The sequence below is a fragment of the Burkholderia sp. GbtcB21 genome (assembly GCF_019091065.1).
GTDB classification, from domain to species: domain Bacteria; phylum Pseudomonadota; class Gammaproteobacteria; order Burkholderiales; family Burkholderiaceae; genus Burkholderia; species Burkholderia pyrrocinia_C.
Map to the genome: position 1 here is coordinate 58,340 of NZ_JAGXKA010000006.1, position 24,498 is coordinate 82,837.

Genomic DNA, 24,498 nt, shown 5'->3' on the forward strand with positions numbered 1-24,498 from the left:
GACTCCTGAATAGTTATTCGTTTTCGACGCGCGACGGACGGGCGCGCGGCGGCGAGTCTAGCATGCGGTTCTGACAAATTCGCGACGGATGGGGCGCGTCGCGAGCCGGGCGCGGGATCGGTTCCGCACCCGGATGCTGAGCCGGCTTATGCGCCGAACACCGCCTTCGCCAGCATTCCGAGCGCGACGCACACGAGCACGGCCGCGAAGCCGGCCTGCACGTGTCGCGCGGCAAGGTGCCGCGATGCGCCGCGGCCGGCGGCCATGCCGAGCGCGGTCGCGACGGTGAACCACAGCGTCACGTCGAGCGGCGCGCGCGTGCCCGATACGAGCGTCGCGAACACGCCGCCGGCGCCGACCAGCGCGATCACCATCAGCGACGTCGCGACGATGCCGTGCATCGACACGTTCGTGAACTTGCGCAGCATCGGCACGATCACGAAGCCGCCGCCGACGCCGAGCAGCCCCGTCATCAGGCCCGTCATCGCGCCGGTCGACGCGAGCGCGAAGCCGACCGGCCAGGACCACACGAGACGGCCCGTATCGGGATTCACGCGGCCGACGCACAGCGGCGACGCGTCCGCGTCGACGGGTGCGTGTCGCAGCGCCTGCCGCAGCAGGCGGCCGGCGACGATCAGCATCGTCAGCGCGAACAGCGCGAGCAGCAGGCGCTGCGGCAGCACGTGCGCGAGCCGCACGCCGAGCGTGGTCAGCGGCACGCCGGCCACGGCCATCAGCAGCGCGGCGCGATAGCGCACGAGCCCGCGGCGGAAGCCTTCGAGCGCGCCGAGCGCGGCACTGCCGGCCACCGCGACGAGCGCGACGGGCGTGGCCTGCTGCATCGGCCAGCTCATGCCGACGACGAGCGCGGGCACCGCGAGAATGCCGCCGCCGGCGCCGGTCAGGCCGAGCACGGCGCCGACGAAGCCGCCGAGTACGAGGGAAATCAGCATGACGTCATCGGGCTCCGGTCAACGTGCGATCGCGGGCTTCGCGAGCCATTCGCGGCCCTTGAGCATCGCCTTCCAGTAGAGCGGCGGCAGCACGCGTTCCTTGAGCAGCCATGCGAGCCGCGACGGGCGCTTGCCGTCGATCAGCCATGCGGGGAAGGTCGGCGCGACCTTGCCGCCGTACAGGAATTCGGCGAGCACGATCTTGCCGCGCTCGACGGTGAGCGGGCACGAGCCGTAGCCGTCGTACGCGGCGTCGCCGTGCGCGCGGCCGAGCGATGCGAGCAGGTTGTGTGCGACGACGGGCGCCTGCTTGCGGGCGGCCGCGGCCGTCTTCGCATTGGTCGTGTTGGTGGCGTCGCCGAGCGCGTAGATGTCCGGAAAGTGCTTGTGCCGCAGCGTCGCCGGATCGACGTCGATCCAGCCGGCCGCGTCGGCGAGCGGGCTCGAACGTACGAAGTCGGGCGCCTTCTGCGGCGGCACGACGTGGATCATGTCGAACGAACGCACGACGGTTTCCTTGCCGCCGTCCGGAAGCGCACGCGCGAACGTCGCGCGGCGCGCGGGCCCGTCGATCGCGACGAGGTTATGGCCGAACGACAGCGCGATGTCATAGCTTTCCACGTACTCCATCAGCGCGGGCACGTAGTCGGCCACGCCGAACAGCGCGCCGCCCGCATTCAGGAACTCGACGTTCGCGGCCTCGAGGCGCCCCGCGCGCCGCCAGTGGTCGCACGACAGGTACATCGCCTTCTGCGGCGCGCCCGCGCACTTGATCGGCATCGGCGGCTGCGTGAAGAGTGCGTTGCCGCCGCGGAACGTACGGACGAGCTCCCACGTGTACGGCGCGAGATCGTAGCGGTAGTTCGACGTGACGCCGTTGCGGCCGAGCGTGTCGGCGAGGCCTTCGATCGCGTGCCAGTCGAGCTTGAGCCCCGGGCACACGACGAGCTTGCGGTAGCCGATGCGCCGGCAGCCGTCGAGCACGACCGTGTGCGTGTCGGGCTCGAAGCCGGCGACGGCAGCCTGGATCCGGTGCACGCCGCGCGGCAGCAAGTCGGTCATCTGGCGCGCGGTGGTCTCGGACCGGAACACGCCCGCGCCGACCATCGTCCAGCCCGGCTGGTAGTAGTGGACGTCGGCCGGATCGATCACTGCGATGTCGAGCGACGCGTCGCGCGCGAGCAGGCTCGATGCGACCGCGATGCCGGCCGCGCCCGCGCCGACGATCACGATGTCGTGCCGTGCATCGACAGTCGGCGCCGCCTGGCGGCCGCCTTGCATGACGCGCGACGCGAGCGCGCGCAGGTCGTAACCGGCTGCATCGGCCGTCGCGACGATGTCGTCCAGCGGGCGCAGGCCCGCTTGCGACAGCGCCCACAGCGTGGCCGAGCGCATGCCGCTGCGGCAGTATGCGAGCACCGGGCCGTCGAGCGACGCGACGAGCGCGCCGAACTGCGCGGCCTGGTCGTCGGTCACCTTGCCCGTATCGACCGGCAGGTAATGCACGTCGATGCCGAGCGGCGCGGCGGCCGCGCGGATCTCGGTGACGGTCGGCTGGTCGGGGCATTCGCCGTCGGGCCGGTTGCAGACGATCGCGCGGATGCCCGCCGCGTGCAGCGCGGGCAGGTCGGCCGCCGCGATCTGCGGCGAGACCGACAGCGCGTCGGTCAGCTTGCGGATGGTGGTCATGTCGGGGTTCTCGGTTGGGGGCGGCGGCGCTCAGATCGCGTCGAGCGGGATCTTCAGGTAGCGCACGCCATTGTTTTCGGGCTCGGGCAGGTGGCCGGCGCGCATGTTGACCTGCACGGACGGCAGCATCAGCACCGGCATGTCGAGCGTCGCATCGCGCGCGGTGCGCATCGCGACGAAATCGTCCTCGGTCACGCCGTCCTTCACGTGCACGTTCGCGCGGCGCTGCTCGGCGACGGTCGTCACGAACTGCACGTCGCGGCCGCCCGGCTGGTAGTCGTGGCACAGGTACAGGCGCGTGTCGGGCGGCAGCGCGAGCACGCGGGAGATCGAGCGGTACAGCGTGCGCGCGTCGCCGCCGGGGAAGTCGCAGCGGGCCGTGCCGTAGTCGGGCATGAACAGCGTGTCGCCGACGAACGCCGCGCGCTGCGTCGCGTCGTCGACGCAGTAGGTCATGCACGCGGGCGTGTGGCCCGGCGTGTGCAGCGCGCGGATCGTCAGCGTGCCGAGCGCGAGCGTGTCGCCGTCGTCGACGAGCCGGTCGAACTGGCGGCCGTCTTCCGCGAAGCCGGGGCCTGCATTGAACAGCGTGCCGAAGACGTGCTGCACGCGGCGCACGTGCGAACCGATCGCGATCCGGCCGCCGACCCGTGCCTTCAGGTACGGCGCGGCCGACAGGTGGTCGGCATGCACGTGCGTCTCCAGCAGCCAGTGCACGGTCGCGCCGAGTTCGGCGACGCGGGCGATCAGCCGGTCGGCGCTGGCGGTACGCGTGCGGCCGGATTTCGGATCGTAGTCGAGCACGCTGTCGATCAGCGCGCACGCGCGGCTCGCCGTATCGAGCAGGAGATAGCTGACGGTGTGGGTCGCCGGGTCGAAAAAGCCTTCGACCGACAGCGTGGGGGCGTTGCTCACGGGGTGTCCTCGATCGGGTTCTGCATTTGCAATCGGGATCTCTGACTCAAGAAGCATGCCAAGCGGCACAGCGGTGCCGGCCGATAGGCCAGAGACTTGATTTGGTTCGGGTTTTCGGCACGGCCGAGGCGCTGCGCGGGCGTTGGCGCCAGCCGGTGGAACATGTTGACTGCCATATCTGGCAGTGTCGTGGCAGAATTGGCAGTCAGCCTGGCAGTCCGTCCGGCAGAACCGTCACCGAGCGTCCGCATGAATCCGCACGACACCATCCCGATCGTTCCCGCGCCGCGCCGCGATGTCACGCCCGACGTCCGCGCGCTCGTCGCCTATCTGGAGCAGGACCCGCAGCCGATGATCGTCGTCGATCCCGACTACCGCATCCTCGCGGCGAACGATGCGTACCGGCGCCAGTTCGGCGTGGCGGGCGTCGAGCACGTGGGCCGCCACTGCTTCCAGGTCTCGCATCACTACGACGTGCCGTGCGACCAGGCCGGCGAGCATTGCCCGATGAAGCAGGCGCTCGAATCGCGCGGGCTGAACCGCGTGCTGCACATCCACCACACGCCGCGCGGCCCCGAGCACGTCGACGTCGAGCTGCGGCCGATCTTCGATGCGGACGGCAACGTGATCGCGTATGTCGAGCGGCTGACGACGGTGCGCAGCGCGTCCGCGCAGCCGAGCGCGGAAGGGCTCGTCGGCGGCGCCGACGCGTTCAACGCGGCGCTCGGCGCACTGCAGCGCGTCGCGCCGTCGATGTTGCCGGTGCTGCTGCTCGGCGAGTCGGGTACCGGCAAGGAGCTGTTCGCGCGCGCGCTGCACGAGGCAAGCGATCGCGCGATGGGGCCGTTCGTCGTCGTCGATTGCTCGGGGATCGCCGAGACGCTGTTCGAGAGCGAACTGTTCGGCTATGAGAAGGGCGCGTTCACGGGCGCGAACCAGCGCAAGCCGGGCCTCGTCGAGACCGCGCAGGGCGGCACGCTGTTTCTCGACGAGATCGGCGACGTGCCGCTGCCGATGCAGGTGAAGCTGCTGCGGCTGATCGAGTCGGGCACGTTCCGGCGCGTCGGCGGCGTCGAGGCGCTGCGCGCCGATTTCCGGCTCGTTGCGGCCACGCACAAGCCGCTGCGCGAGATGATCGACGACGGCCGGTTTCGGCAGGACCTCTACTACCGGATCAACGCGTTCCCGATTCCGCTGCCGGCGCTGCGCGAACGGCAGGGCGACGTCGCGCTGCTGGCCGAATCGATCCTGCGGCGGATCGCGAACGCGCGCGCGAATGCGGGCGACGCGGGCGCGCGGCCGTTCGCGGCCCGGCCGTTCGTGCTGACCGAGCGCGCGCGTGCGTGCCTCGACGCGTATGCGTGGCCCGGCAACATTCGCGAGTTGCGCAACGTGCTCGAACGCGCATGCCTGTTCGCGGACGACGGGACGATCCGCGTCGAGCACCTGCCGGCCGAACTCGTGGCGGCATCGGCGGCGCAGCAGGATGGCGCGGGCGCGGCGGGCGCGCTGACGGATGCCGAACTGGTGCGGATCGCCGGCGAATTCACCGGCACACGCAAGGCGCTGGCCGAGCGCACGGGGATGAGCGAGCGCACGCTGTACCGGCGGTTGAAGGCGCTCGGGCTGGGCACGCGCGGCGGGTGAGCGGGTGTTCCGGCGTGTCGGTGACGAACATGCCCGGCAATCATAAATTCATGTCATGCGAAAAATAATTATCGTTTTACGATAAGTGTCGACGTACAATCGATGCGTGTTCACCACCATCGAAGAGGATGTCGCATGCATTCCGATCGTATTGCCCGCATCAGCCAGCGCATGGCTGCCGTCACGTTGTGGTTCATCGTCGCCATGCTGGTGCTCAACGCCGCTTGCTGGGCGTTTCCGTCGCTGAGCGCGGCCGACTCCGGGCCCGGTTTCGTATTCGGCCTCACGGACTCGGTAATGTCGAACCTGCACGTGGATGTCGCTGCTTTCCCGTGGTGGCAAAAGGCGGTCGGCATCCTGCTGTCGAGCGTGCCGCTCGTCGCGCTCGCGAACGGCCTGCGCCATCTGCGCGCGCTGTTCCGGACTTACGCGCGCCGTGACTATTTCTCCGCGCAGGCGGCAGGCCATCTCGGCAAGACGGGCCGTGCGATCGGCCTGTGGGTGCTGCTGAGCCTGTTGTGCGAACCGCTCCTGAGCGTGTGGGCGACGATGCGCGAGCCGGTCGGCCATCGCGTGGTCAGCATCGGCTTCAGCATGCCTTACGTTGTCGCGCTGTTTACGGCAGCCTGTATTGCGGTGATCGCGCATATTCTCCGGCAGGCGAGCGAGCTCGACGCCGAACATCGGCAGTTCGTCTGAGGCCCGCCATGACGATCGTGGTCAAGCTCGACGTGATGCTCGCGACCCGCAAGGTCCGCTCGAAGGATCTCGCGGCGGCGGTCGGCATCACCGAACAGAACCTGTCGTTGCTCAAGCAGGGGAAGGTCAAGGGCATCCGTTTCGCTACGCTCGAAGCCATCTGCCGCTATCTCGATTGCCAACCCGGCGACCTGCTCGCGTTCAGCGATGACGGCGGCGGCGAGCCCGACTGACGCATCGCCGTGGCGTACGGCCGACGCGGCGGCGCGACGGCGGCGGCTGGGCGTCGTCGCGGTGGCATTCGCAATCGCGGCGTCGATCCACGTGCTCGGATGGTTCGTGCTGCGCTGGGCGTCGCCGACGGTCGGTGCGGCGAGGCCCGAGGTCGGGGCGCCGGCCCGGCCCGCGCTGAGCGTCGTGTTGATTCCGGCGCGGCCGGTCCAACCGCCGGCAACCGGCATGGCCGGACGCACCGGACGGAACGGGAAGGTGGGCGGCAATGGTCGAGCGACGGAACGTTCCGGCGCCGCCGCGAACGCGCGCATGCCGGCGCGTTCGCTTCCGGATGCATTCGGGACGCTGCATGCACGAACGGACGCGCCTGCCGGTGTCGCGCCGGATGGACGCGACAACCGGCCGGCTAACGCGTCGATGCCCGATGTCGACTGGGGGCGCGATCTGGCGTCGATCGGCGCGCGGCGCGCTTCAGGGCGCAGCACTGCCGACGCGGCGATCGACGCATTGGGTGCATCGTCCGGTCACGCGGCGCCGAGTCGCGATACCGTCGACGCCAGGTTGGCCGGGGGGATGTCACGCGCGCACCGCGTCGACTGCCGGAGCGCGTACTCGGGCGCCGGCCTCCTTGCGTTGCCGATGCTCGCACTGGATGCGGTTCGCGATACCGGCTGCAAGTGGTGACGCGGGCGGCCTGCCTCACGGGCCTGGCGGCGCGCAGGTGACCTGCGTACCGCCGCCACGTCGCTGATCAGCGCGCCGGCACCAACTGCGCCATCGCCTCGCGGATGAAACCGAGCAGCGTATCGTCGACCCACGCGTCCTTCGTCAGCGCCGGCTCGTTCATCATCGCGTGACGGAATTTCGCGTGCGTGGCCGGATCGTGGCCCGCATAGCTGCAGAACAGGTCGAGCCAGCGCTGCGCGAGCGCGCGGCCTTCCGGCGAATCGGGCTTCGCGCCCGCGTCGATCGCGTCGCGCACGTCGCCCATCAGTTGCGGCCATTCCATCGCGCGTTTGCCGTAGTGCGCCCGCATGAAGCGGATTTCGTCCGGCGCGAGATATTTCTCGAAGATCCGCATCTTCGTTTCGGCGGTCGCGCGCAGCACGTAGTCGCGCAACGCGGTCGAAATGCCGATCTTCGACTGCATCGCCGGTTCACGCTCGTGCATCAGGTTCAGCTTCGCCAGCAGACGCGGGTCGTTGTTCGTGTCGCGCACGAGCAGTGCCATCCAGCGGCCGGCGAGCGCGCGCACGCGCTCGTCCTCGGGCGGCACGCCCGCGTCGTGCAGCGCACGGACCTCGCCGACGAGCGCGATCCATTCCGCGTCGCCCGCCTGGCTCTTTCGGTACATCGGCATGCGCGCGAGTTCTTCCTCGGAAAAATATTTGTCGTACACGGTCATCAACTCCAGTGTGGTGAGCCAATCGGCCAGCTCCGGCTCCGTGCCCGCGGCCAGCTGCGCGTGCAGGCTCACGAGCCGCTCGCGCAGCTGCGCGGTTTGCGCGAGCTGGCGGTCGAGCAGCGCGATCTGCTTCGCGACGAGATCGACGAGCGGGGTGCCGGGCTGGTTCAGGTAGTCGCCGATTTCGGTGAGCGACAGTCCGAAGCGACGCAGCGCCTGGATCTGGTGGAGCCGGGCGATGTCGTGGCGGTCGTACAGCCGGTAGCCGTTGTCGGCACGTGCCGAAGGCGTCAGCAGGCCGATCGCGTGATAGTGATGAAGCGTGCGGACGGTCAGCCCGCTGCGTTTCGCCAGTTCTCCCACTTTCAGCTGCATTCGTTCCTCCGTTCGGTACGCACACTGGAGTCTCGAACGTTACGCTACGTGAGGGTCAAGCGGAAGATCGAAAATCGGGCGCGCGACGGGTTGACCGCGCGCGCCCGATCGAAGGGCCGGCTTATTGCGGCGAAGGCGCGGTGTTGGGGGGCGTGGCGGCGCGCGCTTCCTGGCCGGGTGCGGTGTCGCCGGCCGCGTTGCCGGTTTTGCCGGACTGATCGGCCTTGTCGGCCGGCGGCGTGCCCATCGCCTGATAGAGCCGCGCGGTATCCGCGAACCGCGCGCCGGTCGCGCGGATCTCGTCGAGCCGTGCGTTGCGGTACTGCAGCTCGCTGGCGCGCGCGGCCGACGGCGGCAGCGCGCCGAGCCGCACGCGGGCGGCCGCGTCGTCGTATGCGCCGCGTGCGGACAACGCGGCGCGGGACGATGCGTCGAGTGCCTCCGCATCGTGTTCGAGCGCCGCGAGCGAATCGGCGACGTTCTGGAACGCGCCGAGCACGGCCTGCTTGTACTGGTCGACCGCGGCTTCGTAGGCGGCCTTCGCCGCGCGGCGCTGCGCGAGCAGCGCGCCGCCGTGGAAGATCGGCTGGCTCAGCGACGCGCCGACGTTCCAGATCGCGCCGGCGCCCGACAGCATGGCCGGCCAGCTGAAGCCGCCTTTGCCCATCGCCGCCGACAGCGACAGTTGCGGGAACAACTGCGCGGTCGCGACGCCCACTTCGGCAGCGGCCGCCTTCAGCCCCGCGTCGGCCGCCTGGATGTCCGGGCGGCTTTGCAGCAGGTCCGACGGCACGACGACGGGCACCTGCTCGGGCAGGTGCAGATCGGCGAGCGTGAGATCGGCCGGCGGCCGGTCGGGCGTGCGGCCGACCAGCACCGCGAGCGCATGGCGCGCCGAGTCGCGCTGCTGGCGCAGCGCGGGCAGGCTTGCGGCGAACGTGTCGGCGCTTTGCCGCGCGTTCAGCGCGTCGCTGCGCGACGCCGAGCCGAGCGCGTAACGGCGTTCGGCGTCGTGCGCCTGGTCGTTCGCGAGCGCGACGAGCCGCTCGGTCGTGTCGATCTGCGCGTTGAGCACCGACACCGTGATCGACGCGGTGACGATGTTCGCGGCCAGCGCGCGCCGCGCCGATTCGAGCTGGAACGCACTGACGTCGACGCGTTTCGCGAGCGCGCGGTTCGCGAAGCGGGAGGCGCCGAACAGGTCGACCGTGTAGCTCGCCTGCAGTTGCCCGACGAACGTGTCGTACAGCAGCGTCGGTGCGCCGAGCGCCGGAATCGGCACGCCGAGCGCACGCTGGCGCGTGGCCTGGCCGACCGCGTCGATCGACGGCAGCATCGAGCTGCCGATCTGCCCGCGCAACTGCTCGCGCGCGGCATCCAGCGAATGCGACGCCGCACTGAGCGTCGGGCTGTTGCGCAGCCCTTCGTCGACGAGCGCGTTCAGCGCATCGGAACGGTACTGCTTCCACCAGTCGGGCACCGGTTGCGCGCCGACTTCGAACTGCTGCGCGACGCCTTGCGCGGACACGGTCTGCTGGACTTGCGGCACCGCGCCGTAATGCGCGGGAGACGGCATCGCGGGCGGCTCGCCGCTCGGCGCGAACCACGCGCAGCCGGCCAGGGGGCCGGCGAGGCTCGCGGCGGCGAGCGCGCGCACGGCTTGGGTTTTCAGGTTCATCGACACATCCATGGTCATGCTCCCGACGGCGCGGCCGGCGTGCTGCCGTCATGCGGCGGGCCGTCCTGCGGGTCGCGTTCGTCGCGCTTCACGCGGAACCACGTCGCGTACAGCGCGGGCAGGTAGAACAGCGTCAGCACGGTCGCGCTCGTGATGCCGCCCATCAGCGCGGTCGCCATCGGCCCGAAGAAGTTCGAGCGCAGCAGCGGGATCAGCGCGAGCACGGCGGCCGCGGCCGTCAGCGTGATCGGGCGGAAGCGCCGCACCGTCGCGCCGATGATCGCGTCGACGCGGCCGTGGCCGACCGCGATGTCCTGCTCGATCTGGTCGACCAGGATCACCGAGTTGCGCATGATGATCCCGAACATCGCGATCACGCCGAGCATCGCGACGAAGCCGAACGGCTGCCCGAACAGCAGCAGCGTGGCGACCACGCCGATCAGCCCGAGCGGCGCGGTCAGCACGACCATCAGCACGCGCGAGAAGCTCTGCAGCTGGATCATCAGCAGCGTGAACACGGCGATCGCCATCAGCGGCATCTGCGCGTTGATCGAGTTCTGCGCCTTCGCGCTTTCCTCGACCGAGCCGCCGATGTTGATCTGATAGCCGACCGGCAGCTGCGCGCGCAGCGCGTTCAGCTTCGCGTCGACCGCGTGCGTGACGTCGATGCCCTGTGCGCCGGCGCGCACGTCCGACTGCACGGTGATGGTCGGCTGGCGGTCGCGTTCCCACACGACGCCGTATTCGAGCGTCGGCTCGAAGCGGCCGAGCGAGCCGAGCGGCACCGGGCCGTTCGGCGTCGGCAGCGCGAGGCCCGCGAGCTTCGCCGGATCGACGCGGTCGGCCTGCGGCGCGCGCAGGTCGACCGCGATCAGCTTGTCGCGCTCGCGGTACTGCGTGACGGTCGCGCCGGACAGCGTCATCGCGAGGAAGCTCGACACGTCCTGCGACGTCACGTTCAGCTCGCGCGCCTTCTTCTGGTCGATCTCGAAGCGCACCGAGCGCTCGGCCGGCTCGTCCCAGTCGAACTGCACGTTGACCGTGCGCGCATCGCCGCGCATCGTCGCCGCGACCTTCTCGGCGATCGAGCGGACCGTCGCGATGCTGTCGCCGCTCACGCGGAACTGCACCGGATAGCCGACCGGCGGGCCGTTCTCGAGCCGCGACAGCCGCCAGCGCACGGCCGGGAACTTGTCGCGCAGCGTGGTTTCGAGCCAGGTCGCGAGCTTCTCGCGATCCTTGACCGATTTCGCGGTGATCACGAACTGCGCGAAGTTCGGCAGTTGCAGCTGCTGGTCGAGCGGCAGGTAGAAGCGCGGCGCGCCGCTGCCGACGAAGTTCACCGAATGATCGATCTCGGGGCGCTTGTCGATCGCCTTCTCGAGGCGTTCGGTTTCGCGCAGCGTCGCCGCGAACGACGCGCCCTCGGGCAGCCGCAGGTCGACCAGCAGCTCGGGCCGGTCGGAGCTCGGGAAGAACTGCTGCGGCACCAGCGAGAAGCCCATCAGCGACACGACGAACAGGGCGCCCGTGATCAGCAGCACGACGAAGCGCCGCTCGATGCACCAGTCGACCCAGCCGCGCAGCCGCCGGTAGAAGCGCGTGTCGTAGATGTCGTGCTCGTGGTCGTCGGGCAGGTGCGCTTCGTGCGCCTGCCGCTTGCGCTCGGGCAGCATGTGGTAGCCGAGCAGCGGGATCAGCACGACGGCCGCGAACCACGACGCGATCAGCGCGATCGCCGACACCTCGAAGATCGAGCGCGTGTATTCGCCGGTGCTCGATTTCGCGAGCGCGATCGGCAGGAAGCCCGACACCGTGACGAGCGTGCCCGTCAGCATCGGGAACGCGGTGCTGGTGTACGCGAACGCGGCGGCGCGCGCGCGGCTGTAGCCCTGTTCGAGCTTCACGGCCATCATCTCGACCGCGATGATCGCGTCGTCGACGAGCAGCCCGAGCGCGAGCACGAGCGTGCCGAGCGACACCTTGTGCAGCCCGATGTCGAACAGGTACATGAACAGGGCCGTGACCGCGAGCACGACCGGAATCGAGATCACGACGACCATCCCGGTGCGCAGGCCGAGCGATACGAGGCTCACGACCAGCACGATCGCGATGGCTTCGGCGACCGCCTCGAGGAAATCGTCGACCGAATGCGCGACCGCATGCGGCATGCTCGATACCTCGACCAGCTTGAGGCCGGCCGGCAACCGCGCCTGCAGGTCCTTCGATTCGGCGTCGAGCGCCTTGCCGAGCCGGATCACGTCGCCGCCAGGCTGCATCGTCACGCCGATGCCGAGCACGGCCTTGCCGGCCGCACCTGAGCCGGCCGCGCGCATCTGCGTGACGACCGGATCGTCGTAGCCGCGCTTGACCGTCGCGAGATCGCCGAGCCGGAACGTGCGGCCGTTGATGCGGATCAGCGTATCGGCGATCGCATTGACATTGTCGAACTGGCCGCTCGGCCGCACGAACACGCGATCGTCGGCGGTCGTCAGCACGCCGGCCGACGAGATGTCGTTCTGCGCGTTGATCGCCTGCCCGAGCTGCTGCGGCGAGATGCCGAGGCGCGTGAGCTGCGCGTTGTTCACCTCGATGAAGATCCGCTGGTCGGGGTCGCCGAAATAGTCGACCTTGCCGACGCCCGGCACGCGCAGCAGCACGGTGCGCAACTGGTCCGCGTAGTCGTGCAGCTGCGCGGGCGTGAAGCCGTCGCCTTCGAGCGTCCAGATGTTGGTGTAGACGTCGCCGAATTCGTCGTTGAAGAACGGGCCCTGCACGCCGGGCGGCAGCGTATAGCCGATGTCGCCGACCTTCTTGCGGATCTGGTACCAGGTCTCGGGCACGTCCTTCACGGGCGCCGAATCCTTCATCGTGAAGAAGATCAGCGATTCGCCGGGGCGCGAATAGCTGCGCAGGAAGTCGATGGCCGGCGTTTCCTGCAGCTTGCGGCCGATCCGGTCGGTCACCTGTTCCTGCACCTGCCGCGCGGTCGCGCCGGGCCAGAACGTGCGGATCACCATCACGCGGAACGTGAACGGCGGGTCTTCGGACTGCGCGAGCCGCGTGTACGCGAGGATGCCCGCGAGCGTCGCGAGCGCGATCAGGTAGACGACGAGCGCCTGGTGGCGCAGCGCCCATGCCGACAGGTTGAACCGGCCTTCTTCGCGGGGGGTGCTCACGATGCGAAGTCCTCCGGATGCAGCGGCGCGATCGGGCGCACCTTCTCGCCCGCGCTGACCGTATGCACGCCCTGCAGCACGACGCGCTCGCCCGGCTGCAGCCCGTGCGACACGGTGACGGTGCGCTCGTTGAAGCGCGCGACGTCGACGCGGCGCAATTCGAGCGTGTCGTCCTTGGTGCGCACGACCCACACGGCCGGCTGCGCGCCGTCGTGGAACAGCGCGGTCGCGGGCAGCGTGATCGGCTGCGCGTCGCCGGCGGCCGGCGCGCCGTCGAATGCGACGTTCGCGGTCATGCCGAGGCGGATCGCCGGATCGGGCGCGGCGAGCGTGAGCTTCACGCGATAGGTGCGGCTTTGCGGATCGGCGGCCGGCGCGACTTCGCGCACCTTCGCGGCGAACTGGCGGCCCGGCAGCGACGGCAGCATGACGGTCGCTGCATGGCCGGGCGCGAGCGACGCGAGCGCGGCCTCGGGCACGTCGCTGACGACGTCGACGTCGCCGGACCACGCGAGCTGGTAGACGGCCTGGCCGGCCGACACGTTCTGGCCGGTGTCGGCCTGTTCTGCGGTGATGTAGCCCGCATGATCGGCGACGAGCGTCGCATAGCGGAGCTGGTTCTTCGCGAGCGCGAGCTGTTGCTGTGCCTGGTCGCGCTGCGCGAGCGCCGACGTGTAGCTGTTCTGGGTCTGCTCGAGCTGTGCGGTCGCGATCAGGTTTTCATGCGCCTGCGCGCGGTCGCGGTCGAGCTGCTGCTTCGCGAACGCGAGGGTGTGCGTCGCGGCATCGAGCTGCGCCTGCGCGCTCGCGGCGTTTTTTTCGACGTCGGACGGATCGAGCAGCGCGACGACCTGGCCGACCTTGACCGTGTCGCCGAGCCGCACCTTGCGCTCGACGATCTTGCCGGCGATGCGGAACGACAGCGGCGTCGCGTAGCGCGGCTGGATTTCGCCGGGCAGCGTGCGCGCGACCGCGGCGCCATCGGCATGCGCTGGCAGCGCGACGACGGGGCGCGGCGCGGGCGGCGCGGATTCTTTCGGATGACAGGCGGCGACGAAGAGCGCGACGCCGATCAGCAGCGCGGCGCGGGAACCGGAGCGATTCACGAAACCCCCAGGGGAGATGGAGCGGAACGAAGCCGGCAAGCGCGACGGGCGCTTGCCCCAAGCGGCGCCGGTAGCGGCGCGCGGACAACAATTTCAGAAACTGTGGCGGATTCTAATACACACCTGTATCTGAATGCAAAGGTGAATCCGAAGGGGTAATGGTGCTAGACTGCGCGCCATGAAACCACAGCGCTTAACTCGCGAGCAGAGCAGGGACCAGACGCGCGAACGTCTGCTGAAAGCTGCGCATCGAATTTTTCTGAAGAAAGGCTATGTGGCTGCGAGCGTCGAGGACATCGCGGCCGCGGCCGGCTATACGCGCGGCGCGTTCTACTCGAATTTCCGCAGCAAGTCGGACCTGCTGCTGGAGTTGCTGGAGCGCAACCATGAGGCGGTGCGGGCCGATTTCGAGGCGATCTTCGACGAGGGCGGGACGCGCGAACAGATGGAGTCGATGACGCTCGCGCATTACCGGACGCTGTTCCGCGACGACGAATTCTCGCTGCTGTGGGGCGAGGCGAAGCTGCAGGCCGCGCGCGACGCGAAATTCCGCGTGCGCTTCAACCAGTTCCTGCACGGCAAGCGGCTGCAGATGGCCGAATTCATCCAGCGCTTCGCCGAGCGCTCGGGCACGCCGCTGCTGCTGCCGGCCGAGACACTCGCGTTCGGGCTGATGTGCCTGTGCGATGGCGTGCAGTCGTACTACACGGCCGATCCGCAGCACGTGCCGGCCGACGTGGCCGAATCGGTGCTCGCGGGGTTCTTCGCACGGGTCGTGCTGGGGCGCGCGCCGGACTGAGCGGGGAAGCGGGTTCGCGGGCATCGTGTTCGCCCGCGGCAGGCTGCATGCGAGAAGCGGTGCGGTGCGACGCGAGCCGCACCGTGCGCGTCAGCGCTCGCCGATCATCCGCCGGTACGCGTCGAGCAGCGACGTCTTGTAGACGACGCCCGCGAGCGTCGGCTCGGCTTCGCTTTCGATCACCGGCAGCCGTTCGCCCTGGAACGCCATGAAGCGTTCGAGCGCCGTCGCGAGCGGCATGTCGGGCGTGAGGAGCGGAAACGGCGTATGCGCGTAGTGCGCGGCGGTCTTGTCGGACGTGTCGCGCTTGTCGAGCAGGTCGGACGTGATGTCCTTCAGCGCGACCGCGCCGCGGAAGCGCCCGGCGTCGTCGGTCACGTACAGGTACTTCACCGGATATTCGAGAAACACGCGCGTCATGTCGGCGACGCTCGCGGTGAGCGGCACGACCGTCTGCGCGGGCTGGATCAGCTCGCGCATCTGCGTGGTGCGCAGCCGCAGCCGTTCCTGCGCGTCCTGGTAGTGGTGCAGCGTGATCTCGTACATCGACGTCGTGCCCGTCGCGCGTGCGACGAAATACGCGAACACGCACGACACCAGCAGCGGCAGCACGACCTGATAGCTCAGCGTCATCTCGAAGATCATCAGGATCGCCATCAGCGGCGCCTGCGTGGCGCCCGCCATGAACGCGCCCATCCCGACGATCGCATACGCGAAATACGCCGACGTATGGCCGGGCCACAGCGCTTCCATCGCGAGCCCGAACAGCGAACCGAACACCGCGCCGACGAACAGCGTCGGCGTGAAGACGCCGCCGATCGCGCCCGAGCCGGCGGTTGCGGCGGTCGCGATCACCTTGAACACGAGTACCGCGACGAGCGCCTGCCAGGTCCACGGCGAATGAAGGATGTGGTTCACGACGCTGTAGCCGTTGCCCCACACGTCCGGAATCCACACCGAGATCACGCCGACGACGAGGCCGCCGAGCGCGAGCCGCACGGGCAGCGGCACGGGCAGCCGCTTGAACTGGTTCTTCGACGCGTCGAGCAGGTGCAGGAACTGCGGCGCGAGCACGCCGCACAGCGCGCCGAGCACGACGAACAGCAGCACCTCGGGGCCGGTGACGGCCGGAAACACCGGCATTTCGTACGGCGGCCGGTAGCCGGCGAATTCGCGCATCACGATGTTCGCGACGACCGACGCGACGACCATCGGCCCGAAGCTCTCCATCGCGATCGTGCCGAGCACGATCTCCGACACGAAGAACGCGCCGGCGATCGGCGCGTTGTACGCGGACGTGATGCCGGCAGCTGCCCCGCACGCGACCAGCAGGCGCAGGCGCGGCGGGTCGAAGTGCACGAAGCGGCCGACGAGCGACGCGGCGAGCGCCGCGAGCTGCACCATCGGGCCTTCGCGGCCGATCGAGCCGCCGCTGCCGATCGTCAGCAGCGACGACACGCTGCGCCACAGGCTCTGCCGCACGGGCACGATGCCGTTGCCGAGCGCGACGGATTCCATGTAGTCGGTCTTGCCGGACGGCTTGTCGCCGCGTGTCGCGAGCAGCAGCACGCAGCCGGCGAGGAAGCCGCCCGCGGCCGGCATCCAGAACCGCACGTACCACGGCAGGCTCTTCGCCATCTGGACGAAACTGCCGCTGTGCCCGGAGATCAGGCGCTGCATCAGGTCGATGCCTTCGCGGAACGCCATGGTGGCGAAGGCGCCGCCGACGCCGACGATGGCCGACCAGATCAGCATCGTATGGGCGTCCGACAGGCGGAACAGCGTTTCGGCGCGAGTGCGCAGCTTCAGCAGGAACGAGAGCACGGCTGAAAGGGGGCGATGGAAAACGACGCGAAGCATAGCACCGCGCCGCGCCCGCGGGACCATCCCGTCGGGCGCGGCGCGCGAAGTGCTGCGGACAGGCGGCTCAGCCAAGCCAGTGCTGCACGGCCCAGGTGATCCCGTAGCCGCCGGCGATCAGCCACACGTACAGGATCAGGCCGGTCACCAGTGCGCGGGGGCCGGCTGCGCGGATCTGCGACACGCGCGTCTCGATGCCGAGCGCGGTCATCGCCATCGTCAGCGCGAAGGTGTCGAGCACGTTCAGCGTATGCGTGACGTCGGTGGGCAGCACGTTCAGCGAATTGACGATCACGAAGCCGAGGAAGCCGAGCGCGAACCAGGGCACCGCCACCTTGCGCTTGCCTTGCGCACCGCCGGCCGTCGCGCGGGCCGAGCGGGCGAGCCACCAGCCGAGCACCAGCAGCACCGGGACCAGCAGCATCACGCGCGTCATCTTGACGATCGTCGCGATGTGCGCGACCTGCGGGCTGATGTCGCTGGCTGCGCCGACCACCTGCGCGACCTCGTGGATCGTGCCGCCGAAGAACAGGCCGAGGCCGGCCGGATCGAGGTTCAGCAGCCCGGCGTGATACGCGATCGGGTACAGGAACATCGACAGCGTGCCGAACAGCACGACGCTACCCACGGCCATCGCGCTCTGGTGCGGCTTCGACTGCAGCGTCGACTCGAACGCGAGCACGGCGGCCGCGCCGCAGATCGCGCTGCCGGCGGCGGTCAGCAGCGCCGCGTCGCGGTCGAGCTTCATCAGCTTCATGCCGGCCCAGGTGCCGATCACGAGCGTGCTGACGACGACCAGCACCGAGACCGTCAGGCCCGGCAGGCCGACCTGCGCGATTTCCTGCAGGCTCACGCGCAACCCGAAGAACGCGACCGCAATGCGCAGCAGCTTGCGCGCGGAGAAATTGACGCCGGCTGCCCAACTGGCCGGCATGCCGTCGCGCAGCGCATTGCCGTACAGCGCACCGGCGACGATGCCGACGATCAGCGGCGACAGGCCGAGCCCGGCGATCGCGGGGAGCTCGGACAGGCTCGTGACGGCGGCGGCGAACAGCGCGACGAACAGCACGCCGTTCAACTGGCCGCGCATCGACGGCGCGGCGTGGCTGAGATGGGGAGTCGGGGCAGTGGACATGGAGCACCGTAGTTGAGCGTGTTGCGATGCTGTAATCCTAATTTTGTTATATCGATATGAAAAATTGTGATTTGTGACGTAAACTATCCGGAAAGCCGATAATTCATCCCCATGACCCCGGATCAACTGATAACGTTCGCGGCCGTCGCCGAACACCTGAACATCAGCCGTGCCGCCGTGGCGCTGCATCTGTCGCAGCCGGCCGTGTCGGGCCAGTTGCGGCTGCTGCAGGACGAATTCGGCGAGCCGCTGTACCAGCGCGACGGCCGCGGCATCCGGCTGACGCCGGTCGGCGAACAGCTCGCGCAGTACGCGAAGGCGCAGCGCGACACGTTTGCGCAGGCGCGGGCGTTTCGCGACGCGGTGCGCGGCCTCGAGGCCGGCACGCTGCGGATCGGCGCGAGCACGACGCCGGCGAGTTATCTGCTGCCGTACCTGATCGCGGCGTTCCAGCCGCGCGCGCCGCGCGTGGCGATCCAGACGATGAGCGGCAATACGGCCGACGTGGTCGCCGCGCTGCCGTCGCTCGACATCGCGATGATCGAAGGGCCGCCCGGCGAGGCGCTGCCGCCCGGCACGGCCGTGCATGCGTGGCACGAGGACGAGATCGTCGCGATCGTGCCGGCCGACCATCCGCTGGCCGCGCCCGACTACGATGCGGGCGTGACGCTGGCCGCGCTCGCCGCCCATCCGCTCGTGCTGCGCGAGGAGGGCTCCGGCGTGCGGCAGCTCGTCGAGCGGGCGTTCGCGCATGGCGGCGCGCCGATGCGCGTGGCGTTCGAGATCGCGGGCGTCGAGGCCGTGAAGGAGGCCGTGCGTGCCGGGATGGGCGTCGGGTTCGTGTCCGCGATGTCGCTGCGTCACCAGGATGCGGCGCTCGTGCTGCGCTCGCTGGCGCCCGCGCCGCTCACGCGTCATTTCTCCATCCTCGTGCCGCATGGCGGCGCGCCGTCGCGGGTTGCCGCGCAGTTCCTTGAAATGAGTCTCGCGCAGGACCTCGCCTGAGCGGCCGAAGTCCGCCCGGAAACGTGCGATGCACGCCGGCGGACGCGCGTTCGCGTGGCGCCCGGCCCTAGGGATTTCCTCTATGGCGTGCGTTCGAAGCGAAGCGCACCATCCGTCTCAAGCAAATGGAACCGGTTCCATTCCGGTAAAAAAGGGCAAAATGGCAGACATCGTGATCGTGGCGAGCGCATTCGGGATGGACCGCGTGCGTCAGGAGGGCCACAGCGCATTCGTCGCGACCGCGGCGGCATCCGGTGCGACCGGTTTCGAGGTGAGGCGCGAGCTGTTCGCGTCGGACGACGACACGACGCCCGGTGCGCTGGCCGCGCTCGGCGCGCAACTGGCCGGCCACGGGCTGTGGTCGGTCTATTCGACGCCGGCCACGCTGTACACGGAAACGGGCGCGCTCGACGCCGACGCATTGCGCGACGCGCTCGCGGAAGCCGACGCGCTCGGCGCGCGTTTCGTGAAATTCCAGCTCGGCGGTTTTGCAGGCGACGCGCACGCTGCCGACATCGTCGCGCTGTCGCGCGGCGCGCGTGCCCGCGTGGTGGTCGAGAACGGCCAGCTTCCGGTCGGCGGCGCGCTCGCGCAATTCCGCGGGCTGTTCGACGCACTGGCCGCGGCGGGCATGCCCGATGCGCTCGGGATGACGTTCGACATCGGCAACTGGCAGTGGCCGGGCGAAGCCCCGCTCGACTGCGCGCAGATGCTCGCGCCGCATGTGGAATACATTCATTGCAAGGCGGTCGCAGGCGAGGGCGCGCGCCGTTTCGCGGCCGCGCCGGCGCCGAACGACCCGCTCGTGACGGGCGTGCTCGCGGCGCTGCCGCTGCATGCGCCGCGCGGCATCGAGTTTCCGTTCGACGCGGCCGACCTGGCGGGCGATGCATGCCGGCGCGTCGCGTGGCTTGCAACGGCGTGACGGCAGAAGGATCCTGAGGAGTTCACTCATGAAAGCAGCACTCGATGTCGTGACCTACGGCGAGGCGATGGCGATGTTCGTCGCGACCGAGCCCGGCCATCTCGCGCATGCGGCGCAATTCACGAAGCGGATCGCGGGCGCCGACCTGAACGTCGCGATCGGCCTGTCGCGGCTCGGCTACAGGGTCGGCTGGATGAGCCGCGTCGGCCGCGATTCGTTCGGCGGCTACGTGCTCGACACGCTCGCACGCGAAGGCATCGACGCGTCGTGCGTGACCGTCGATCCGCGTTACCCGACCGGTTTCCAGCTGAAGTCGCGCACCGACGACGGCAGCGATCCGACCGTCGAATATTTCCGCAAGGGCTCGGCCGCAAGCCACCTGTCGTGCGACGACTACGTGGCCGACTACGTGCTCGGCGCGCGCCACCTGCACCTGACGGGTGTCGCGCCGGCGATCTCCGCGACGTCGTGCGAACTCGCGTTCCAGCTTGCGCGCGAGATGCGCGCGGCCGGCAAGACGATCTCGTTCGACCCGAACCTGCGCCCGACGCTGTGGCCGTCCGCCGACGTGATGGCGAAGACGCTGAACGCGCTCGCGGCGCTCGCCGACTGGGTGCTGCCGGGCCTCGCCGAAGGGCGGCAACTGACCGGGCATGACACGCCGGCCGACATCGCGGGCTTCTATCTCGCGCAAGGCGCGCGCGGCGTCGTGATCAAGCTCGGCGAGCAAGGCGCGTACTTCCGGACGGCCGACGGCCGCGAGGGCACGGTCGCGGGCGAGCGTGTCGAACGCGTCGTCGACACGGTCGGCGCCGGCGACGGCTTCGCGGTCGGCGTGGTCAGCGCGCTGCTGGAAGGCCGCAGCGTCGAACAGGCCGTCGCGCGCGGCAACCGGATCGGCGCGCTTGCGATCCAGGTGATCGGCGATTCGGAAGGCTTGCCGACGCGCGAAGCACTCGACCGGCTCGAAAATGTCAGCAATCGCGCCGATCGCTTAGAGGAAACCGTCACCGCGCAATGAGAGGCCGAACACGGCACAATCCGCGGATTCATTTCGTGCATCAAGCACCGCTTTGCGTGAGACCGGACGGCAAAGCAGGCGACCGGAGCGGTGCTGACGCACCGGTTTCGGCCGCCAAGCGCTGAAGCGCCAGCCCGGTCAACAAAGGAGACATTCTGATGGCAACCAATCTCGCAGCCCGACGCTGGTGGACGATCATGCCGATCGTGTTCATCACGTACAGCCTCGCTTACCTCGACCGCGCGAACTACGGGTTCGCGGCTGCGGCCGGCATCAACCAGGATCTCGGGATCGGCAAGGGCCTGTCGTCGCTGATCGGCGCGCTGTTCTTCCTCGGTTATTTCTTCTTCCAGATTCCCGGCGCGATCTATGCGGAACGCCGCAGCGTGAAGAAGCTCGTGTTCGTCAGCCTCGTGCTGTGGGGCGCTTGCGCGGCGCTCACCGGCGTGGTCAGCAACATCCCGTCGCTGATGGCGATCCGCTTCGTGCTCGGCGTCGTCGAGGCGGCCGTGATGCCGGCGATGCTGATCTACATCAGCAACTGGTTCACGAAGAGCGAGCGCTCGCGCGCGAACACGTTCCTGATCCTCGGCAACCCGGTCACCGTGCTGTGGATGTCGATCGTGTCGGGCTATCTCGTGCATGAATTCGGCTGGCGCCACATGTTCATCGCCGAAGGCGTGCCGGCCATCCTCTGGGCCGTGTGCTGGTGGTTCCTCGTGCAGGACAAGCCGGCCGATTCGCCGTGGCTCACCGCGCAGGAAAAGCGCGACCTCGACGCCGCGCTCGCGGCCGAGCAGGCGGCGATCAAACCCGTGCGCAACTATGGCGAGGCGTTCCGCTCGCCGGCCGTGATCAAGCTGTGCGCGCAGTATTTCTGCTGGAGCATCGGCGTGTACGGCTTCGTGCTGTGGCTGCCGTCGATCGTCAAGAACGGCTCCGACCTCGGGATGGTCGCGACCGGCTGGCTGTCCGCGCTGCCGTATCTCGCGGCGACGATCGCGATGCTCGCCGCCTCGTGGGCGTCCGACAAGGTCGGCTCGCGCCGCGGCTTCGTATGGCCGTTCCTGCTGATCGGCGCGGCTGCGTTCGCCGCGTCGTACGCGCTCGGCTCGTCGCATTTCTGGATCTCGTATGCGCTGCTGGTCGTCGCGGGCGCGGCGATGTACGCGCCGTACGGCCCGTTCTTTGCGATCGTGCCGGAGCTGCTGCCGAAGAACGTCGCCGGCGGCGCGATGGCGTTGATCAACAGCATGGGCGCGCTCGGTTCGTTCGTCGGCTCGTACTTCGTCGGCTACCTGAACGGCGCGACCGGGTCGCCCGTCGCTTCGTACGCGTTCATGAGCGCCGCGCTCGTCGCCGCGGTGATCCTCACGCTGTCCGTCAAACCCCAGGCGCGCGATGCGCATCCGCTCGCCGCGCCGCTGCAAGGAAAATGAAACTGATGAAGCCTCGTATCGTCGCGTACAAGCCGCTGCCCGATGACGTTCTCGCGTACCTGCGCGAGCATGCGGACGTCGAGCAGGCCGACGGCGCCGACGCGCTCGCCGATGCGCTCGGCAACGCGGACGGCGCGATCGGCGCGAGCCTGAAGGTCACGCCGCAGATACTCGACCGCGCACCGCGGCTGAAGGCCTGGTCGACGATCTCGGTCGGCTACGACAACTTCGACGTCGCGGATCTCACGCGGCGCGGGATCGTGCTCGCGCATACGCCGGACGTGCTGACCGAGTCGACCGCCGATACGGTGTTTTCGCTGATCCTGGCGTCCGCGCGACGCGTGGTCGAGCTGGCCGAGTGGGTGAAGGCCGGCCACTGGCATCGCAGCATCGGCCCGGACCTGTACGGCACCGACGTGCAGGGCAAGACGCTCGGCATCGTCGGGCTCGGGCGGATCGGCGGCGCGGTTGCGCGCCGCGCGGCGCTCGGCTTCCGGATGCAGGTGCTGTACGCGAACCGGTCCGCGCATGCCGAAGCCGAGACGCAGTACGGCGCGCGGCGCGTGACGCTCGACGAACTGCTCGCGCAGTCGGATTTCGTGTGCGTGCAGGTGCCGCTGTCGCCGGAAACGCACCACCTGATCGGCGCGGCCGAATTCGCGAAGATGAAGCGCGGTGCAATCCTGATCAATGCGTCGCGCGGGCCCGTCGTCGACGAAGCCGCGCTGGTCGACGCGCTGCGCGCGGGCACGATCCGCGGTGCGGGGCTCGACGTGTTCGAGAAGGAGCCGCTGCCGGCGGATTCGCCGCTGCTGCAGATGAAGAATGTCGTCGCGCTGCCGCATATCGGCTCGGCGACGCACGAGACGCGCCACGCGATGGCGCGCTGCGCCGCGGAAAACCTGGTCGGCGCGCTGGCCGGCACGCTGCGCACGAATCTCGTCAATCCGGACGCGCTCGCGCGGGCCTGAGCCGCGTCGGGTAACGGGAAGACAGCCGGCCGGCGGGGCGCCGGCGCCGTTAGAGGCGATGGTCTTGGTGCCGGAGGGCTGGCTGCGTTATGATCGCCCGCTTGTCGCATCGACGGCCCGGCAATGCTGCCGGCGGCGTCCGGCGACGGGCATCCGCGCCAGGTCCGGTGCGGCCGACTGCTTTTGCACGTGACTGGAGCGGGCGCCGATGCGCCGGCGCCGATCGACCGCGACGCATGGGATCAGCGTAAGCGCTGAAGGGCTGACGCTGATCGACCGCGAAGCATGGGACCAGCGTAAGCGCTAAAGCGCTAACGCTGGTCGACAGAGGAGTCCGCCGGGTGGCTTACGTTTCCAACAACAAAGGTCCGTCCGCTCACGAAGCGGCACGGATCGTACGTCGCGAGGCACGACAGTGACCGATTCGCATCCTTCCACGCCGCGTCCGGCGACGATCAGCGATGTCGCACGCGAGGCAGGCACGGGCAAGACCAGCGTTTCGCGCTACCTGAACGGCGAAACGCATGTGCTGTCCGTCGATCTGCGCCAGCGGATCGAGGCGGCGATCGCGCGCCTCAACTACCGGCCGAACCAGATGGCGCGCGGGCTCAAGCGCGGCCGCAACCGGCTGCTCGGCATGCTCGCGGCCGACCTGACCAATCCTTACACCGTCGAAGTGCTGCAGGGCGTCGAGGCCGCGTGCCACGCGCTCGGCTACATGCCGCTCATCTGTCACGCGGCGAACGAGGTCGAGATGGAGCGCCGCTTCCTGCAGCTGCTCACGACCTACCGTGTCGAAGGGCTGATCGTCAACGCGCTCGGCGCCGAAGAGGACGTGCTGCGCCCGCTGCGCGGCGCCGGCATCCCGGCCGTGCTCGTCGACCGGACGGTCGAGGGCTTCGAGGCCGACCTGATCGGCCTCGACAATGCCGATGCGATCGAGACGGCGGTCGCGCACCTGATCGAGCACGGCTTCGACGCGATCCATTTCGTCGTGCAGCCGTTTGAGCACGTCAGCTCGCGGCGCTTGCGCGAGGCCGCGTTCCGCGCGGCGCTGGGCGCGCGCGGGCTGCCGGTGCCGGCGACGGTCGTGCTCGACCTGAACGAGCCGGACGCGGCCGCGGCGGCACTCGCCGACCTCGATACGCGCATCGACGATGCGACGCGGCGCGGCGTGCGCGCGGCGCTGTTCGCCGCGAACGCGCCGGTCGCGCTCGCGATCGCGCGCCACCTGCGCGCGCGTTTCGGCGCCGCGTGGCAGCAGAAGGCCGCGCTGCTGTCGATCGACGATCCGGAATGGGCCGAGCTGATCGGCATCACGACGATCCGTCAGCCGACCTACGAAATCGGCTACAAGGCCGTCGAATTCGTGCACGAGCGGATCGACGGCGCAGCGGGCGACGTGCGCGTCGCGATGCTGCCGGGCGAGCTGATCGCGCGCGCGTCGACCGCAAGCTGAGTAT

At 69.4% G+C, this 24,498-nt stretch carries 20 protein-coding genes; 11 read left to right on the forward strand and 9 right to left on the reverse strand.

What is annotated here, in order from left to right; genetic code table 11:
• Nucleotides 1-146: 146 nt before the first annotated feature.
• From KVT39_RS15855 to KVT39_RS15865, 3 genes are read right to left on the reverse strand one after another with little or no spacing between them, the layout of a single operon-like run.
• Nucleotides 147-953 (reverse strand): sulfite exporter TauE/SafE family protein, encoded by an 807-nt coding sequence (locus tag KVT39_RS15855; protein ID WP_034181348.1) that lies wholly within the window; start codon nucleotides 951-953, stop codon nucleotides 147-149.
• 18 nt (nucleotides 954-971) lie between these two features.
• Nucleotides 972-2,642 (reverse strand): bifunctional protein tyrosine phosphatase family protein/NAD(P)/FAD-dependent oxidoreductase, encoded by a 1,671-nt coding sequence (locus KVT39_RS15860; protein WP_217589552.1) that lies wholly within the window; start codon nucleotides 2,640-2,642, stop codon nucleotides 972-974.
• A gap of 30 nt (nucleotides 2,643-2,672) precedes the next feature.
• Nucleotides 2,673-3,557, reverse strand: a complete 885-nt coding sequence (locus tag KVT39_RS15865; protein WP_034181350.1) for an MBL fold metallo-hydrolase — start codon at nucleotides 3,555-3,557, stop codon at nucleotides 2,673-2,675.
• 249 nt (nucleotides 3,558-3,806) lie between these two features.
• On the opposite strand from KVT39_RS15865, the gene KVT39_RS15870 reads away from it, so the two are divergent.
• The 4 genes from KVT39_RS15870 (at nucleotide 3,807) to KVT39_RS15885 (ending at nucleotide 6,821) form a co-directional block, all read left to right on the forward strand.
• Nucleotides 3,807-5,204 carry a sigma-54-dependent Fis family transcriptional regulator gene (locus KVT39_RS15870; RefSeq protein WP_217589553.1) on the forward strand — a complete coding sequence of 466 codons (1,398 nt, stop codon included), beginning with the start codon at nucleotides 3,807-3,809 and terminating at the stop codon, nucleotides 5,202-5,204.
• A gap of 135 nt (nucleotides 5,205-5,339) precedes the next feature.
• Complete coding sequence (locus tag KVT39_RS15875; protein ID WP_034181353.1) at nucleotides 5,340-5,903, forward strand: DUF2975 domain-containing protein; 564 nt, start codon at nucleotides 5,340-5,342, stop codon at nucleotides 5,901-5,903.
• An 8-nt stretch (nucleotides 5,904-5,911) separates the two neighbouring features.
• Nucleotides 5,912-6,136, forward strand: a complete 225-nt coding sequence (locus tag KVT39_RS15880; RefSeq protein WP_006488139.1) for a helix-turn-helix transcriptional regulator — start codon at nucleotides 5,912-5,914, stop codon at nucleotides 6,134-6,136.
• A gap of 61 nt (nucleotides 6,137-6,197) precedes the next feature.
• Nucleotides 6,198-6,821: a hypothetical protein gene (locus KVT39_RS15885; RefSeq protein WP_368858925.1), complete on the forward strand. Its 624-nt coding sequence runs from the start codon at nucleotides 6,198-6,200 to the stop codon at nucleotides 6,819-6,821.
• A gap of 67 nt (nucleotides 6,822-6,888) precedes the next feature.
• Here the strand turns inward: KVT39_RS15885 and KVT39_RS15890 are convergent, their stop codons facing one another.
• From KVT39_RS15890 to KVT39_RS15905, 4 genes are all read right to left on the reverse strand, one after another.
• Nucleotides 6,889-7,917: a MerR family transcriptional regulator gene (locus KVT39_RS15890; protein WP_105392583.1), complete on the reverse strand. Its 1,029-nt coding sequence runs from the start codon at nucleotides 7,915-7,917 to the stop codon at nucleotides 6,889-6,891.
• A 121-nt stretch (nucleotides 7,918-8,038) separates the two neighbouring features.
• Nucleotides 8,039-9,607 (reverse strand): efflux transporter outer membrane subunit, encoded by a 1,569-nt coding sequence (locus tag KVT39_RS15895; RefSeq protein WP_217589555.1) that lies wholly within the window; start codon nucleotides 9,605-9,607, stop codon nucleotides 8,039-8,041.
• 2 nt (nucleotides 9,608-9,609) lie between these two features.
• Nucleotides 9,610-12,774, reverse strand: a complete 3,165-nt coding sequence (locus KVT39_RS15900) for an efflux RND transporter permease subunit (RefSeq protein WP_217589556.1) — start codon at nucleotides 12,772-12,774, stop codon at nucleotides 9,610-9,612.
• Nucleotides 12,771-13,880: an efflux RND transporter periplasmic adaptor subunit gene (locus tag KVT39_RS15905; protein ID WP_034181359.1), complete on the reverse strand. Its 1,110-nt coding sequence runs from the start codon at nucleotides 13,878-13,880 to the stop codon at nucleotides 12,771-12,773. Before KVT39_RS15905 ends, KVT39_RS15900 begins: the two co-directional genes overlap by 4 nt.
• 178 nt (nucleotides 13,881-14,058) lie before the next feature.
• Between KVT39_RS15905 and KVT39_RS15910 the strand changes: the two genes are divergently transcribed.
• Nucleotides 14,059-14,679, forward strand: a complete 621-nt coding sequence (locus tag KVT39_RS15910) for a TetR/AcrR family transcriptional regulator (RefSeq protein WP_034181360.1) — start codon at nucleotides 14,059-14,061, stop codon at nucleotides 14,677-14,679.
• Between the two features lie 90 nt (nucleotides 14,680-14,769).
• On the opposite strand, the gene KVT39_RS15915 is transcribed toward KVT39_RS15910, so the two are convergent.
• Nucleotides 14,770-16,503: a ClcB-like voltage-gated chloride channel protein gene (locus KVT39_RS15915; protein WP_217589841.1), complete on the reverse strand. Its 1,734-nt coding sequence runs from the start codon at nucleotides 16,501-16,503 to the stop codon at nucleotides 14,770-14,772.
• A gap of 103 nt (nucleotides 16,504-16,606) precedes the next feature.
• Entirely contained in the window at nucleotides 16,607-17,674 is a 1,068-nt protein-coding gene (locus KVT39_RS15920; RefSeq protein WP_051983720.1) for a YeiH family protein, read from the reverse strand.
• 111 nt (nucleotides 17,675-17,785) lie between these two features.
• Here KVT39_RS15920 and KVT39_RS15925 point away from each other — a divergent pair, with 111 nt between their 5' ends.
• The 6 genes from KVT39_RS15925 to KVT39_RS15950 all read left to right on the forward strand — a co-directional run bounded on the left by KVT39_RS15925 (nucleotide 17,786) and on the right by KVT39_RS15950 (nucleotide 24,494).
• A complete protein-coding gene (locus KVT39_RS15925) occupies nucleotides 17,786-18,679 on the forward strand; it encodes a LysR family transcriptional regulator (RefSeq protein ID WP_034181363.1) in 894 nt (297 codons plus the stop codon).
• Between the two features lie 160 nt (nucleotides 18,680-18,839).
• Nucleotides 18,840-19,604, forward strand: a complete 765-nt coding sequence (locus tag KVT39_RS15930) for a TIM barrel protein (RefSeq protein WP_105392580.1) — start codon at nucleotides 18,840-18,842, stop codon at nucleotides 19,602-19,604.
• A gap of 28 nt (nucleotides 19,605-19,632) precedes the next feature.
• Nucleotides 19,633-20,625 carry a sugar kinase gene (locus tag KVT39_RS15935; RefSeq protein ID WP_217589557.1) on the forward strand — a complete coding sequence of 331 codons (993 nt, stop codon included), beginning with the start codon at nucleotides 19,633-19,635 and terminating at the stop codon, nucleotides 20,623-20,625.
• Nucleotides 20,626-20,783: 158 nt separating this feature from the next.
• A complete protein-coding gene (locus tag KVT39_RS15940; protein WP_034181366.1) occupies nucleotides 20,784-22,064 on the forward strand; it encodes an MFS transporter in 1,281 nt (426 codons plus the stop codon).
• Between the two features lie 5 nt (nucleotides 22,065-22,069).
• Nucleotides 22,070-23,035, forward strand: coding sequence for a D-glycerate dehydrogenase (locus KVT39_RS15945; protein WP_217589558.1), 966 nt, complete (start codon nucleotides 22,070-22,072; stop codon nucleotides 23,033-23,035).
• A 415-nt stretch (nucleotides 23,036-23,450) separates the two neighbouring features.
• Complete coding sequence (locus tag KVT39_RS15950; RefSeq protein WP_131948809.1) at nucleotides 23,451-24,494, forward strand: LacI family DNA-binding transcriptional regulator; 1,044 nt, start codon at nucleotides 23,451-23,453, stop codon at nucleotides 24,492-24,494.
• Nucleotides 24,495-24,498 lie beyond the last annotated feature (4 nt).

What these genes read in the sequence shown, in the direction of transcription:
- KVT39_RS15880 (WP_006488139.1), top strand. Translation starts at nt 5,912, where the DNA reads ATGACGATCGTGGTCAAGCTCGACGTGATGCTCGCGACCCGCAAGGTC.
- KVT39_RS15945 (WP_217589558.1), top strand. Translation starts at nt 22,070, where the DNA reads ATGAAGCCTCGTATCGTCGCGTACAAGCCGCTGCCCGATGACGTTCTC.
- KVT39_RS15855 (WP_034181348.1), bottom strand. Translation starts at nt 953, where the DNA reads ATGCTGATTTCCCTCGTACTCGGCGGCTTCGTCGGCGCCGTGCTCGGC.
- KVT39_RS15870 (WP_217589553.1), top strand. Translation starts at nt 3,807, where the DNA reads ATGAATCCGCACGACACCATCCCGATCGTTCCCGCGCCGCGCCGCGAT.
- KVT39_RS15910 (WP_034181360.1), top strand. Translation starts at nt 14,059, where the DNA reads ATGAAACCACAGCGCTTAACTCGCGAGCAGAGCAGGGACCAGACGCGC.
- KVT39_RS15925 (WP_034181363.1), top strand. Translation starts at nt 17,786, where the DNA reads ATGACCCCGGATCAACTGATAACGTTCGCGGCCGTCGCCGAACACCTG.
- KVT39_RS15920 (WP_051983720.1), bottom strand. Translation starts at nt 17,674, where the DNA reads ATGTCCACTGCCCCGACTCCCCATCTCAGCCACGCCGCGCCGTCGATG.
- KVT39_RS15935 (WP_217589557.1), top strand. Translation starts at nt 19,633, where the DNA reads ATGAAAGCAGCACTCGATGTCGTGACCTACGGCGAGGCGATGGCGATG.
- KVT39_RS15895 (WP_217589555.1), bottom strand. Translation starts at nt 9,607, where the DNA reads ATGGATGTGTCGATGAACCTGAAAACCCAAGCCGTGCGCGCGCTCGCC.
- KVT39_RS15930 (WP_105392580.1), top strand. Translation starts at nt 18,840, where the DNA reads ATGGCAGACATCGTGATCGTGGCGAGCGCATTCGGGATGGACCGCGTG.
- KVT39_RS15890 (WP_105392583.1), bottom strand. Translation starts at nt 7,917, where the DNA reads ATGCAGCTGAAAGTGGGAGAACTGGCGAAACGCAGCGGGCTGACCGTC.
- KVT39_RS15940 (WP_034181366.1), top strand. Translation starts at nt 20,784, where the DNA reads ATGGCAACCAATCTCGCAGCCCGACGCTGGTGGACGATCATGCCGATC.
- KVT39_RS15860 (WP_217589552.1), bottom strand. Translation starts at nt 2,642, where the DNA reads ATGACCACCATCCGCAAGCTGACCGACGCGCTGTCGGTCTCGCCGCAG.
- KVT39_RS15875 (WP_034181353.1), top strand. Translation starts at nt 5,340, where the DNA reads ATGCATTCCGATCGTATTGCCCGCATCAGCCAGCGCATGGCTGCCGTC.